The organism is Planomonospora sp. ID67723, from assembly GCF_015711605.1.
In the GTDB taxonomy this organism is placed as follows: domain Bacteria; phylum Actinomycetota; class Actinomycetes; order Streptosporangiales; family Streptosporangiaceae; genus Planomonospora_A.
Map to the genome: position 1 here is coordinate 333,155 of NZ_JABTEZ010000005.1, position 13,312 is coordinate 346,466.

General features: G+C 71.9%; 14 protein-coding genes. 7 read left to right on the forward strand and 7 right to left on the reverse strand.

What is annotated here, in order from left to right; all coding sequences use genetic code 11:
- Positions 1 to 12: 12 nt before the first annotated feature.
- The gene (locus tag HS041_RS32360; protein ID WP_196444659.1) at positions 13 to 1,626 is read right to left on the reverse strand and encodes a serine/threonine-protein kinase; all 1,614 of its coding nucleotides are present in this window, start codon (positions 1,624 to 1,626) and stop codon (positions 13 to 15) included.
- 11 nt (positions 1,627 to 1,637) lie between these two features.
- Positions 1,638 to 3,236 carry a serine/threonine-protein kinase gene (locus HS041_RS32365; protein WP_196444660.1) on the reverse strand — a complete coding sequence of 533 codons (1,599 nt, stop codon included), beginning with the start codon at positions 3,234 to 3,236 and terminating at the stop codon, positions 1,638 to 1,640.
- A 298-nt stretch (positions 3,237 to 3,534) separates the two neighbouring features.
- Between HS041_RS32365 and HS041_RS32370 the strand changes: the two genes are divergently transcribed.
- The 3 genes from HS041_RS32370 to HS041_RS32380 all read left to right on the forward strand — a co-directional run bounded on the left by HS041_RS32370 (position 3,535) and on the right by HS041_RS32380 (position 8,419).
- Complete coding sequence (locus HS041_RS32370; protein WP_196444661.1) at positions 3,535 to 6,615, forward strand: M14 family metallopeptidase; 3,081 nt, start codon at positions 3,535 to 3,537, stop codon at positions 6,613 to 6,615.
- Between the two features lie 220 nt (positions 6,616 to 6,835).
- The gene (locus tag HS041_RS38935) at positions 6,836 to 7,729 is read left to right on the forward strand and encodes a lytic polysaccharide monooxygenase auxiliary activity family 9 protein (RefSeq protein ID WP_307845547.1); all 894 of its coding nucleotides are present in this window, start codon (positions 6,836 to 6,838) and stop codon (positions 7,727 to 7,729) included.
- A gap of 111 nt (positions 7,730 to 7,840) precedes the next feature.
- The gene (locus HS041_RS32380) at positions 7,841 to 8,419 is read left to right on the forward strand and encodes a DUF305 domain-containing protein (protein WP_196444662.1); all 579 of its coding nucleotides are present in this window, start codon (positions 7,841 to 7,843) and stop codon (positions 8,417 to 8,419) included.
- Between the two features lie 9 nt (positions 8,420 to 8,428).
- Here HS041_RS32380 and HS041_RS32385 read toward each other — a convergent pair whose 3' ends face one another.
- Positions 8,429 to 8,980 (reverse strand): shikimate kinase, encoded by a 552-nt coding sequence (locus tag HS041_RS32385; RefSeq protein WP_307845548.1) that lies wholly within the window; start codon positions 8,978 to 8,980, stop codon positions 8,429 to 8,431.
- Positions 8,981 to 9,057: 77 nt separating this feature from the next.
- On the opposite strand from HS041_RS32385, the gene HS041_RS32390 reads away from it, so the two are divergent.
- Both HS041_RS32390 and HS041_RS32395 read left to right on the forward strand, forming a co-directional pair.
- The gene (locus HS041_RS32390) at positions 9,058 to 9,321 is read left to right on the forward strand and encodes a DUF6458 family protein (protein ID WP_196444663.1); all 264 of its coding nucleotides are present in this window, start codon (positions 9,058 to 9,060) and stop codon (positions 9,319 to 9,321) included.
- 34 nt (positions 9,322 to 9,355) lie between these two features.
- Positions 9,356 to 9,607, forward strand: a complete 252-nt coding sequence (locus HS041_RS32395; RefSeq protein WP_196444664.1) for a DUF4235 domain-containing protein — start codon at positions 9,356 to 9,358, stop codon at positions 9,605 to 9,607.
- A gap of 161 nt (positions 9,608 to 9,768) precedes the next feature.
- On the opposite strand, the gene HS041_RS32400 is transcribed toward HS041_RS32395, so the two are convergent.
- Entirely contained in the window at positions 9,769 to 10,047 is a 279-nt protein-coding gene (locus tag HS041_RS32400) for a hypothetical protein (protein ID WP_196444665.1), read from the reverse strand.
- A gap of 17 nt (positions 10,048 to 10,064) precedes the next feature.
- Positions 10,065 to 11,285, reverse strand: a complete 1,221-nt coding sequence (locus HS041_RS32405) for a glycosyltransferase (protein ID WP_196444666.1) — start codon at positions 11,283 to 11,285, stop codon at positions 10,065 to 10,067.
- 148 nt (positions 11,286 to 11,433) lie between these two features.
- Between HS041_RS32405 and HS041_RS32410 the strand changes: the two genes are divergently transcribed.
- Both HS041_RS32410 and HS041_RS32415 read left to right on the forward strand, forming a co-directional pair.
- Entirely contained in the window at positions 11,434 to 11,679 is a 246-nt protein-coding gene (locus HS041_RS32410) for a BON domain-containing protein (protein ID WP_196444667.1), read from the forward strand.
- Positions 11,676 to 12,404 carry a metallophosphoesterase family protein gene (locus HS041_RS32415; protein WP_196444668.1) on the forward strand — a complete coding sequence of 243 codons (729 nt, stop codon included), beginning with the start codon at positions 11,676 to 11,678 and terminating at the stop codon, positions 12,402 to 12,404. The genes HS041_RS32410 and HS041_RS32415 overlap by 4 nt, the downstream gene beginning before the upstream one ends.
- A 162-nt stretch (positions 12,405 to 12,566) precedes the next feature.
- Here the strand turns inward: HS041_RS32415 and HS041_RS32420 are convergent, their stop codons facing one another.
- Positions 12,567 to 12,716, reverse strand: a complete 150-nt coding sequence (locus tag HS041_RS32420) for a GPGG-motif small membrane protein (RefSeq protein WP_184941115.1) — start codon at positions 12,714 to 12,716, stop codon at positions 12,567 to 12,569.
- Between the two features lie 25 nt (positions 12,717 to 12,741).
- A complete protein-coding gene (locus HS041_RS32425; RefSeq protein ID WP_196444669.1) occupies positions 12,742 to 13,218 on the reverse strand; it encodes a DUF6328 family protein in 477 nt (158 codons plus the stop codon).
- Positions 13,219 to 13,312: the final 94 nt, after the last annotated feature.

The window sequence follows — 13,312 nt, forward strand, 5'->3', positions numbered from 1 at the left end:
ACGGACGATGGTTCACTCTTCCGGCGATCCGGACGGCTCCGCGGAGGGCTCTGACCGCCCGCCGGAGGGCGTGGCCGCGCCGAGCTCCACCGCCACCGCCTCGGCCGCGCGCTGTACGGCCCGCTGGTCGGCCGGGGTGACCCCGCCGTCCTCCGCGCGCACCCACTCGATCCTGACGATCAGGTTGCCGACCCGGAGCCAGGTCGTGCAGACGGTCCTGGAGATGTTGTCGCCCACCCTGAAGTAGTCCTGGGTGAACGCCTCGTCGCCGACGCCGGGGACGGCGCGGACGGGAGACCACGTCTGGCGGCCGAACAGCTCGTCCTTCCCGGTGGCGGAGGCGGCCTCCTGCCTCCGCCGCTCGAACAGGAGCCTGGCCGCCTCCGTCGCGCCGGTACCGGCCTGGGCGGGTACGGCCTGCGCCTGCACGGTGATCCAGCGGTAGCGGCGTCCAGCGGGCTCGTTCCACGTGCACTCGTCCGCCTTGGTCATCCTGGGGTCGGTGACCTGGCCGATCAGCTCGCGGGCCTGTTCGACGGAGAGCAGGTCGCAGGCCTCCGGCGCGGTGGCGAACCGTCCGCCGTCCGCGCCGCCCGCCGCGGACGTGGCCGACGTGGACGTACGCCAGGTGATCACCGTCCCGGCGGCCACGGCCGCCAGCAGGGCCGCCCCGGCGATCCACACGAGCCCGCGGCGGCGCCCCGGGGCCCGGGGCGGCGGAACATACCCGCCGACGGCGACGGTGGGGACCCCGTCCACGCCGGGACGGGTGACGGGAATCCCGCCCGCGACCGGCGCCGTGGCCGTACCGGAGCTCTGGCCCGCGCGGGCGAGGCCGGTCAGGACCCGCCGGACCTCCGCGGGAGCCGGGCGTCCGTCAGGGTCCTTGGCCAGCAGCGCGAGCAGGAGCCCGCCGAGCTCGGGGCCGGCGCGCTCCGGGGCGGGCGGCTCACGCATCAGCACCGCGGCGGCGACGGCGGCGGGGTGGTCGCGGTGGAAGGGCGCGCGCCCCTCGACGGCCGCGTACAGCGTCGCTCCCAGCGCCCACAGGTCGGACGGCGGTCCCGCGGGCTCCTCCCGCAGCCGCTCCGGGGCCGTGTACCCGGCGGAGCCAGCGCGGCTCGCCAGGCTCAGCTCACCGGTCATCGGCACGGCGATGCCGAAGTCGGCGAGCATCGCCGTGCCGTCCTCGTCGAGCAGGACGTTGCCCGGCTTGACGTCGCGGTGGAGCATGCCGTGGGCGTGCGCCGCCTCCAGCGCGTCCAGCAGGCGCAACCCGATCGCGGCGACCTGATGCGGCGGGAGCGGTCCCTCCCGGTCGATCACCCGGTCCAGCGAGTCCCCGCCGACCAGGTCCATCACGATCCACGGCCGCCCGCCGTCCGTCATCACGTCGTGGACCATGACGATGGCCGGATGGTTCACCCGGGCCGCGGCCCTGGCCTCCTGGATCGCGCGCTCGGTGAATCCGCGACCGCCGCGCAGTTCCTTGACCGCGACCTCGCGGCGGAGCATCTCGTCACGGGCCCGCCAGACCGTGCCCGCGCCGCCCTCGCCCAGCCGCTCCAGCAGCCGGTATCTGCCCGCCAGTATCCGGCCGGTCCCGCTCGTTCCCCGCTCGGTCATCTCCGGTCCCGTCATTTCCCGTTCTGCAGGGCCGCCCGGGCCCAGCGCGCGGCCTTGAGCGCGCCGTCCCTGATGTCGGCGTCGGTGGGCTCGTCGGAGAGCGTGGAGTACCGGGCCTCGACGACCAGGTTGAGGACCCGGAAGTACACGGCGCCGGTGTGCGTCGCACCGGTATCGGAGGCCAGATCGTGGGCGAACGCGTCCTCGCCCAGCTCCGGCACCGCCCGCCGGGGCGTCGCGGTGGCCGGCAGGCGGCCCGCCCCGATCTCCTTCCACTCCCAGGTGAGCGACTGGGCTTGCTCGTACGACCTCCCGCGGGCGGCGAGCAGTTCCCGCGCGGCATCCGGGCTCATCGCCCACGGCTGCGCGGTGGTGTCGTCGACGTGCGGGACCAGGGCGACCCCGCTGCCCTGGACGGTCCAGGCGCAGCCTCCCTGGTACGGCGCGCCGGCCGGCGGCCGGGGGACACGCGTGATCTCGCGGACCTGCGCGGCGGTGAGCAGCGAGCAGAAGTCCACAGCACCGGTGAACGCGGTCCGCTCCCCGTTCCCGCCGAGGAACAGCACCGCGGCGCCCGCCGCCGCGGCGACGAGGCAGGCCGCGGACGCCACCGCGATCCAGAGCCGGGACCTGCTCCGCGCGGCGGGCGGGGCCGTGCCCTCCGGGGTCGCGGGCGGATCCGGCAGTGGGCCCGGCGGGGCCGGGGTCGGGGTCGGGGTCGGGGTCGGGGTCGGGAAAGCGTGTGCGGAGGGGGGCTGCGCGCCGGGGAGGTCTCCGGAGACACGGCCCTCGGGGACACGGCCCTCGGCGACCTGGGTGAGCAGCCACCGCGCCGTGCCCGCGTCCGGCCGCGCCGCCGGCTCCCTGGCCATCATCGCGGCGAGGACCGGCTCCAGCGGGCCCGCGAGCCGCGGCGGCCTGATCCGCCCGCTCAGCGCCGCGCTCAGCCTGACCACCGGCTCGCCCTCGTAGGCGGCGACGCCCTCGACCCCGTAGTAGAGCGTGGCCCCCAGCGACCACAGGTCCGAGGCCGGACCGCCGGGCTCGCCGTCGAGACGTTCGGGGGCGATGAAACCGGGCGAGCCGATGAGCAGCCCGGTCTGGGTCAGAGTCGACTCGCCGGTGAGCTTGGCGATGCCGAAGTCGGTGAGGACGGCGCGTCCGGAGGAGGTGAGGAAGACGTTGCCCGGCTTGACGTCCCGGTGCTGGATGCCGCGGGCGTGAGCCGCGGCGAGCCCGTCGAGGAGCTGCGCGCCGAGTGCGGCGGCCTGTCGCGGCGGCAGCGGCCCCCGCTCCTCGACGAGGCCGGCCAGGCTGTCGCCGCGCAGCAGTTCCATGACGATCCACGGTTTGCCGTCGTGCACCGCCACGTCGTGCAGGGCGACGACCGACGGGTGGCGGATCCGGGCGGTGGCCTGGGCCTCCCGCACGGCACGGGTCACCAGGTCGGCGCGCCGGGCGTCGTCCATCCCCGGCGGCAGCCTCAGCTCTTTGATCGCGACTTCGCGGTCGAGCATCTCGTCCCTGGCCAGCCAGACGGTGCCCATCCCGCCGCTGCCGAGTTCCCGTAGCAGGCGGTAACGCGCCGTGAAGTCCTCCCTGTCGGGCATAGCGGGAGAATAGCGGACTCGCTGATCATGTCTGACGGGTCTCCCTGTATCGTGCCGGACGCAGAAATATCGGCCATTCCACCGACAGCCGTACCGGCCTGCGCACCCGCACACCAACGGTGAAACGGGAAGGCCCAAAACCCCTGCTGGCCACATGTGGTCAGGAGATCGGGCGGCGTTGACAGGGCTCCGGACGCCACGGAGATTTCGCACATTCCTGTGTTTCGGGGGATGTGCGGAGGTTGCAATGAAACGTGCGAGATTAGCTGTTCTCGCCATCACGGCCATGCTGCTGAGCATGGCCGTGTCCCTGCCGGCGGCGGCGGTGCCGGACCCACCGGACGCGGGAGACGGAATCCACGTCTACACCGGGGAACTGACCCTGGAGCAGCTCACGGCGATGGTGGAATCCGGGGTCGACCGGGAGGAACTGCGGCTCGCCAGGTCAGCGGACGGCAAGAAGGTCCTCGTCGAGGTGATCCTCGGCGCGGCCCAGGCCGAGCAGCTCACCAGGCGCGGTCTCGGGCTGAGCATCCAGCGGGCCGCGCAGAAGCGGGCGGCGGCCAAGGGCGACGGCGTCTTCAAGACGTACGGCGGCGCGGGCGGCATCCGCGAGCAGATCGTCACCGCGGCGAACGCCAAGCCGGAGATCGCCAAGGTCGTCGACTTCGGCACGACCGTCAAGGGCCAGCGGCTCACCGCGATCAAGCTGACCAAGAACGCCCGCAAGCTCAGGGACGGCTCCCGCAAGGCCACGCTCTACCTGGCAGCCCAGCACGCCCGTGAGTGGATCACCCCGGAGATGGTCCGCAGGCTCCTGCTGCACTACCTCAACGGCTACGGCACCGATCCGGAGATCACCAAGCTGGTCGACACCACCGAGCTGTGGTTCGTGCCGGTGGCCAACCCCGACGGCTACGACCACAGCTTCACCGAGGGCAACCGGCTCTGGCGCAAGAACCTCCGCGACAACGACGGCGACGGGCAGACCACCAGCGCCGACGGCGTGGACCTGAACCGCAACTTCGGCTACAAGTGGGGCTACGACAACGAGGGCTCCTCGCCCAACCCCGTCAGCCTGACCTACCGCGGCCCGAGCGCGCAGTCCGAACCCGAGACCAGGGCCCTCGACGACCTGACCAGGCGGGTGCGCTTCACCTACCTGATGAACTACCACTCGGCCGCGCAGTTGCTGCTGTACGGCATCGGCTGGCAGCAGGCCACCCCCTCGCCCGACGACCTGATCTTCGAGGCGCTGCTCGGCGACGACGCGACGCCCGCCGTACCCGGTTACGACCCCGACATCGGGGCCGAGCTCTACACCACCAACGGCGAGACCGACGGGCACATGACCAACAGGCGCGGCGCCCTGTCGATCACTCCGGAGATGAGCACCTGCGAGGTCGCGGCGGAGAGCGTCCCGGACGACGAGTGGACGATCGAGGACTGCGCCGGCGGCCTGGGCTTCACCTTCCCCGACAGCGAGGCGCTGATCCAGGCCGAGTTCGCCAAGAACATCCCGCTCGCGCTCTCCGTCGCCGCGTCCGCCCACACCCCGGACCGGCCGGTCTCCCCGGTCGGCCGTACCGTGCCGGACTTCCGGCCGGACAGCTTCACCGTCTCCTACGGAGACCCGCAGCCGGTGGCGGTCACCGCCCGCCGGTCGCTGCTCGCCAAGCTCATGCGCTTCCGGATCAACGGCGGGCCCGCCCAGATCCGGCCGCTGAGCGAGTGGGACGGAGGCGAGCGCTACGGCGACGAGAACGACGAGTACTTCGCGGAGTACCGCGCCACGGTGCGAGGCGCGAAGCCGGGTGACAAGGTCGAGGTCTGGTTCACCGGGTTCAAGCCCGGGACCGGGACCGTGGAGAGCGGGCACTTCACCTACACGCTGGAGAAGAAGAGCACGGCCAAGGTGCTCGTGCTGGCCAACGAGGACTACACCGGCCGCAACCCCGACTACCCGGACTCGGTGACCGCGCCCAAGTACGCCGCGCAGTACCGGCAGGCGCTGCAGACCGCCGGCTACTCCTCCGAGACGTGGGACGCCGACAAGCAAGGCGTCCCGCACCATCTGGGCGTGCTCGGCCACTTCAAGGCGGTGGCCTGGTATCTGGGTGACGACCGGCTGGCGATGGACGACCAGGACGTGGTCACCCAGACCCCGTTCGGCCCCCTGCCGGACATGGACGTCAAACGGTCCCAGCAGGACCTGACCATCTCGATCCGCGACTATCTCAACGAGGGCGGCAAGCTGCTGCACACCGGTGAGACCGCCGCCTACTACGGCTTCTTCGGCACCTCGCTCGGTGGCATCTACTACGGCCTCGACGGCGCGCCGGACGCCGACTGCGTCGTCACCACGGTCGACGGCTTCTTCGAGGAGTGCCTGATCCTGGCCGACGACTTCGCCCAGTACTACATGGGCGTATACGGCCGGACCCCGCGCACCGGACCGACCGGGTTCACCGGCACCGGCGCCCCGCTGACCGGGACCGGGGCGACCTTCGGCGGCCCGGCCGTGGCCGACAACCCGCTGGACGAGGCCGGCAGCCTCCAGGTCACCAGCGACGCGCTGCCACCGGAGGAGTTCCCGCAGTTCACCAGCTCGGCCTCGGCGGCCTACGAAGGCGCCACCGGGCCCTTCGACCCGGCCGAGGGCGACTGGTACGTCGCGGGCCCGCACGCCGACGACGCGTACATGCGGCTGACCCGCACGGTCGACCTGTCGTCGGTGGCGGCGGCACAGCAGCCGAAGCTGGAGTTCCAGCTCTCCTACAACACCGAGGCCGGCTACGACAACGTCATCATCGAGGCGCACACGGTGGGCCAGGAGGACTGGACGACCCTGCCCGACCTGAACGGCGGGACCACCACCACCGTGCCGACCGAGTGCGAGGCCGGCTTCCTGTTGGACGAGCACCCGTGGCTGACCCGCTACCTGACTCCGGGCACCCCGTGCGCGGCGACCGGTACCAGCGGGTCGTGGAACGCCCTCACCGGCGACTCGGGCGGCTGGCGGCAGGTGGCCTTCGACCTGTCGGCCTACGCGGGCAAGCAGGTCGAGGTCTCCGTCAGCTACGTGACCGACCCGAGCACCGGCGGGGTCGGCGCGTTCGTGGACGACGCCAGGGTCACCACCACCGGCGGGAACCTGGACGCCGAGGGCTTCGAGTCCGGGCTCGGCGCCTGGTCCGTGCCCGGCCCGCCGGCCGGCAGCCCGGCCGGAGCCGGTGACTTCGCCAGGGCCCAGGCCGACAAGACGGCCGCCGTGACCACGAAGGACACCGTGTTCCTCGGCTTCGGCCTGGAGCAGGTGGCGAGCGACACCGAACGGGCCGCCGCGATCAAGAAGATCATGAAGTACCTGATCGGTTAGGAGGAGCGAGCCGTACGGCGTGACGCCGCACGGCTCCGCGGGGCCGGGCGCCACGGGGCGGGCGCCCGGCCCCGTCGCGTGCTCCCGCAGGGCCGTGCCGTGTTCGGCGGAACGGCTGGCCCGCACCAAAAATTCTTAGTAAGGTTTCCTATTAATAACGCGCTATCCGTCAGCCGTTGGACATGTTCCACCTCCATTCCCCCCTGTAGGAGGAGTCCACGTGCATCTGCGAAACAAGGTGGCCGCCGGGGCGGCGACGCTCGTCGCCGGCTCTCTGCTGGTCCTGCTCCCGTCCTCCCCGGCCGGCGCCCACGGCTCCATGTCGAACCCGCCCAGCCGCGCCTACGTCTGCAAGACGGAGGGCCCGGACAGCCCCGACTCGGCGGCGTGCAAGGCGGCCGTCGCGGCCGGCGGCACCCAGGCGTTCTACGACTGGCACGAGGTGTCCCTGCTCACCGCGGGCGGGCGGCACCGTGAGCTCATCCCGGACGGCAGGCTCTGCAGCGCCGGGCGCGACAAATATCGCGGCCTCGACCTGGCCCGCGCCGACTGGCCGGCCACGAAGGTCAGCGCCGGACCGCTGACGATCACTTACCACGCGACCGCGCCGCACGCCAACAGCAACTTCGAGTTCTACATCACCAAGCCCGGCTGGAGCCCGACCCAGCCGCTGCGCTGGTCGGACCTGGAGCACATCAGGACCTTCACCAACCAGAACCCCACCACCTACACCAACTGGACGATCAACCTCCCGCAACGGACCGGCCGCGCCATGATCTACTCGATCTGGCAGCGCGTGGTCGGCAGCGAGGAGGCCTTCTACACCTGCAGCGACGTCGACTTCGGCGGCGGCACCAACCCGACGCCGACCCCGACGCCGACCCCGACGCCGACCCCGACGCCCACGCCCACGCCCACCGTCACCCCCACGCCGACCCCGACGCCGACCGTCACCCCGACGCAGCAGCCGGGCGGCACCTGGGCCCCGAACACCGCATACGCCGCGGGCGCGCGGGTGACCTACGGCGGCGCGACCTACCAGTGCCTGCAAGGGCACACCTCGCTGCCGGGATGGGAGCCGCCGAACGTGCCGGCCCTCTGGAAGCGCGTCTAGGGAGTCCCCGGTGGAGCCGCCGTCCCGCGGCGGCTCCACCGGACGCCGCCGGTCGGGCCTGGGGGCCGCTCCTCTCCGGCCCGGTCACCACCCCGCGGGAGGAGTTCCCTGATGAGACGTTTCACCCTGGCCGTGCTCGGCGTCCTGCTCCTCGCCGGCTGCGGGGTCCACAGCGGAGAGTGGGCCCGCGACGCCGTGGCCGGCCGCGCCTCCGAGGCCGCCGCAGGCCGGGACTTCAACTCCGCCGACGTGATGTTCCTGCAGATGATGGTCGTCCACAACGGCCAGGGCGTGGAGATCGTACGGCTGGCGCGCGACCGGGCCGCCCGCGAGGAGGTCAGGACCCTCGCGGCGGCGATCGCCACGACGCAGGAGGCCGAGATCGCCTCGATGGCGGGCCTGCTGCGGGAGTGGGACCAGCCCGCGACCGCTCCGGCCGACGAGCACGCCGCCCACGGCGGGATGCCCGGAACCGGCCGCAAGGAGATCGCCGCCGTCGAGAAGGCGGCCCCGGCCGACTTCGAGAAGAAGTTCCTCGACACGCTGATCGCACACCAGGATGACGCGGTCCAGCTGGCGAAGGCGGAGGTGATCGCCGGCCGCAACCCGCAGGTGAAGCTGCTGGCGGAGCGGATCGAGGCCTCCCGCACCGGTCAGATCAGGCACATGCTGCATCTTCTCGGGCAGTGAGGCCCGGCCTCACTCCGCCTCCGTACGGCCGGCACGGGGCCGGTCACGCCCGTCGAGCCGGGCGAGCACCTCCGAGGCGACCTGCCGGGGCGTGAGAGCCGAGACGTCGAAGGTCAGATCCGCCACCTCCGAGAAGAAAGGCCCCCGGCGGGCGCGCTGCTTGACGAGCATCGCCTCCAGGTCGGGTTCGAAGTGCGGGCGGTGCGCGCCGGAGAGCATGCGCTCGGCGAGCACCGCCGGCGGCGCGTCCAGCCAGACCACCACCGCGGACTCCAGCGCGGCGCGGCAGTCCGGATCGTCCACGACGCTCGCCGCCGCGGCGACCACCGGGGCCGGCCGCTCCGCGAGGGCCTCCCGCAGGTGCTCCGCCTCCCTGCGGTGGAGGACCTCCTTGCCTCCCAGCTCCACGGTCTGCGCGGCGGTCTCCCCGCCGTACCGCGCGGCGATGTCGGGATCGCTGTCGCGCAGCTCCCGGCCGAGATCGGCGGCGAGGATCCGCGCCACGGACGTTTTGCCGGAGCCCATCAGGCCGGTGACGACGATCGGGCGGTCAGATATCACGTGCGGCCTCCGATGGCGACGTTTGAGATCCGTGTGGGGGATAGGGAGGAGGTACTGGCTCGAAGGAGGGAAGACCCATGACCATCGCAGGCGGCATCGTCCTCATCATGCTCGGCGCCATCCTCACATGGGCGGTCGAGTTCGACCTCGCGGGGTTCGACATCAACGTGGTCGGCGTCATCCTGATGCTCGGCGGCCTGGCGTGGCTGATGTTCGCGCTCTACCGGATCAACGCCGCTCGCCGCGCTCTGGCGACCAACACCACGGTGGTGACCGAGGACCCTGTGACGCACCAGCGCGTCTACGAGGAGCGCCGCTACGACGACCCTCCGGTCGTGTGAGGTTTCCCCATCCCTGAAACGGAAGGACGGGACATTGAGCAGGGTCGTATCCCGCAGCCTGAGCGCCGCGAGCGGAATGCTCGGCGGTGCTCTGGCCGGAGTCATCTTCAAGCAGGTCTGGAAGTTCGCCTCCGGAAAGGAGGAGGCTCCGCAGGCCACCTCGGAGGAGTACGGCTGGCGCGAGGTCATGGTGGCCGCGGCCGTCCAGGGCGCGATCTTCGGCATGGTCAAGGCCGCGATCGACCGTTCGGCGGCACAGAGCATCCACCGGGCCACCGGCAAGTGAGCCGTCGCCCCCTCCCCGGCGCATGAGCCGTGAGTCCCCCGCCGAGCCCGCCCGCCGCCGTCGACGGCGGCGGGCGCGCGGCGGTCCGGGACGTCGGCGGCCCGGCGCTGTGACTGCTGCGCCGTGACTGCTGGGGGATGCCGCTGATCGCCCGGTGCCGCTCAGCGCCTCCGGCGGCGGATCGCCACGGAGGTGATGGCCCCTCCGATCAGGGCGAGGGCCGCCATCCCGCTGGCCGCGGCCAGAACGGCCGGGCGGCGGCGGGAGCGCCAGGCCCGCCGGGCGAGGTTTCCCCGTCCGTCGCTTTCGTACGGCAGCCGCCACAGACTGGCCACTCCGGTGGGAGAGCCGGCGGCCCTCCGGTCCCCGCCGGTCGCGCGGGAATCCTCGCGGTTCTCGCCACCGCCGGTCCGGCCGCTGGCCGTGCCCTTGTGCCTCATTGCGTCCCCCCTCGGGCTCACGCCGACGGCGTACCCGCCGGGACGTCGGTCATTCGCGGAGCACGGCCTCGTGCGGTGAGAATCTCCTCGTAGACGGCCAGGGTCTCGGTGGCCACCCGATCCCATCCGTAGCGGGAGCCGGCCCGGTCCGCGGCGGCGGCACCGTACGCCGCGAGCCGGATCGGGTCGGCGAGCAGCCTGCGCAGGGCGCGGCCGAGGGCCGCGGGCCGGCGCGGCGGGACCAGCAGGCCGGTGACGCCGTGGACCACGGTGTCCAGGTGCCCGCCGACGGCCGAGGCGACGACCGGCACCCCGCAGGCCATGGCCTCCAGCGGCACGATGCCGAACGGCTCGTACCAGGGCACGCTGACCACGGCGTCCGCCGAGCGCATGAGGGCCGGAACCTCGTGCCGCTCCACCCTGCCGATGAACCGGACCCGGTCGGCCACTCCGCACCCGGCGGCGATCCGGGACAGCCGCTCGCCCTCCGGCTCGCCGGACCGGCAGCCCGCGACCACCAGCGTGGCGCCGGGCACATGGCACAGCGCGCGGACCACGGTCTCCACGCCCTTGCGCGGAACCGGGCGGCCGATGGAGAGCAGGACCGGTCGCGGCCCCAGGTCCAGCACGGGACCGGCGGGGGTGAAGGCGCGCAGGTCCACCCCGCAGGGGACGACGCGAAGGGCCTGCCGGCGGGCCTGCATCCGTTCCAGCTCGGCCACCTCGTCGGCGCAGGTCGCTATCACCGCGTCCGCGTGCGAGGCGATGATCGACTCGACCCCGACGCGCTCGCGCGGGCTCGTGTCGGCCGGGCCCTGGTGGCGCCGTTTGACCGTGCCGAGGGCGTGGAAGGTGTGTGCGACGGTCACCCCGGTGTCCCGGGCGGCGGCCAGCGCGGCCAGGCCGCTCATCCAGAAGTGGCTGTGCGCGATGTCGGGGGCGTCCTCTTCCCAGCGCCGGGCCAGCCAGCGGCTGAAGTCGGGCATCCAGGGAAGCAGGTCGTCCTTGGAGATGCTCTCCGCGGGCCCGGCGGGGACGTGGACGACGGTCACCCCGGGGCCGAAGGCGACCTCTTCGGGCTGGTCCGGGGAGTCGGCGCGGGTGTAGACGGCCACCTCGTGGCCCTGGCCGGCGAGCGCGCGGGAGAGCGCTGCGACATGGACGTTCTGGCCCCCGGCGTCGGCGCCGCCGACGGTTGCGAGGGGACTGGCGTGTTCGGACACCATCGCGATCTTCATAGGCACGGCTCCGCAGCGGTGATGCGACAGCAACGTGCCTGCGTCCTAGGCATTCTCTGCCTGGCTTACCCGATCAGAGGGTTTTAAACCTGTTTGACCTCGGTGTTCACGGGAAGGCGAGCTGTTTTAAGGGGAGAGGAGTTCGATCATGGAGGCTCCGCAATACGTCGCCGCCCGGGTCCAAGGGGCGCTGGCGGAAGACGATCGCACCCACGAGCTCGGGATCCGGGTGGACGTCCGGGGGGACCAGCTCTTCCTGCGCGGCCAGGTGGGCTGCTTGGAGCGCCGCGCGCTGATCGCCGACGTGGCCGCCGAGGCGGCTCCCGGGCTGACCATCCACAACGAGCTCAGCGTCGTCGACGTCCGTGAACCGGAAGAAGAGGAGAAGCTGTGAGTCTGCGTATCGCGGCAGTCGGTGACGTGCACCTCGGCGTGGACGTCGGCGGCCGGTACCGCTCTCACCTGAACGGTATCGAGGAGAAGGCCGATGTCCTGCTGCTGGCCGGTGACCTGACCAGGCACGGCACGCTGGAGGAGGGGGAGGTCGTGGTCAACGAGTTCCGCGACCTCCCGATCCCGGTGGTCGCCGTGCTGGGCAACCACGACCACCACTCGGACAAGCCCGCGGAGATCGCGGCCATGTTGCGCGACGCGGGGATCATGGTGCTGCACGACGACTCCGTCGTCGTCGAGGTCAACGGGACCCGCCTCGGCGTGGTCGGCGGCAAGGGGTTCGGCGGAGGGTTCGCCGGCAAGTGCGCCAGCGAGTTCGGCGAGCCGGAGATCAAGGCGTTCGTGAACCACACCAAGCGGATCGCCGACCGCTGGCGGGTGGCGCTCAAGGAACTGGACGCCGACAAGCGGGTGGTCCTGTCGCACTACTCGCCGGTCAACGACACCCTGGCGGGCGAGCCTCCGGAGATCTACCCCTTCCTGGGCAGCTACCTGCTGGCCGAGGCGATCGACGCCGAGGGCGCGGACCTGATCCTGCACGGCCACGCGCACATGGGCACGGAGAAGGGGCTCACGTCGGCGGGCATCCGGGTGAGGAACGTGGCGCTCCCGGTGCTGGGCCGGGCCTACGGGGTCTACTGCCTCAACGGCGACGAGGGGTGCTGAGACGGGCGCCTGAGGCCGCGAGGCGGCGCAGGCGCCGGACGTGCCGAGACGCGGCACGGGCATCGAGACGGGCATACGACGGCGGGCCGGGTGGTGACCCGGCCCGCTAAGTCATGGAGTGGAATGTCGGGGCGACTTGGTTCAGGCGAGCCACGGCTCGCCTCAGACGTTGAAGATGCTCACACCCCCGGGGCCGACGAGGAAACCGAGGACGATGAGGACGATCCCCCAGAGGAGGTCGCGACGGGCCAGGATCACGTAGATCCCGGCGATGACGAGAGCGACTGCGATGATCCAGAGCAAGGTAACCATAAACGACGACTGCCCTCACAGCTCGCTAATTAACGTCTTTGGTCCGGTAAAGGTCGATGAGCGGCTGGACGAACCAGAACCAGGCGCTGCCCAGCCCGATGGCGCCGCCGAACAGCACGGCCGGCCAGCCGCCGATCACCGTCTCCGTGACGAGCGCGACCGAGCTGGTGATCGAGACGGCGAGCCCGATGGCGCCGGCGATGCCGAGCTCGTTGGCACGGTGGAGCATCCGTTCCTTCAGTCCCGTCCGGAACAGCAGGCGGTGCTGGGCGGCCGGGGTGATGAAGCAGACGGAGGCGAGGGCGGCGCTCAGCAGCGCGATGAAGAAAAGCCACCGGCCGAGGGCGTCCACCTTGTGGAACCCCGAGGAGAACGGCAGCGTCAGCAGGAAGGCGAAGAGGACCTGTACGCCTGTGACAGCGACCCGCAGCCCTTGGAGCAGCTCGTTCAGCTCCCGGTCCACACGTTCCTTCGGGCTCTCGCCCGGCTGGGGTCCTTCCATCTGAGGGTTAGAAGGGTGGCTCATTCACGGGGATTACCCGACCTTTAAGGTGTTATGCCTGGTGACTAGGGGGCGATCCTGGGGGTAATCCTCC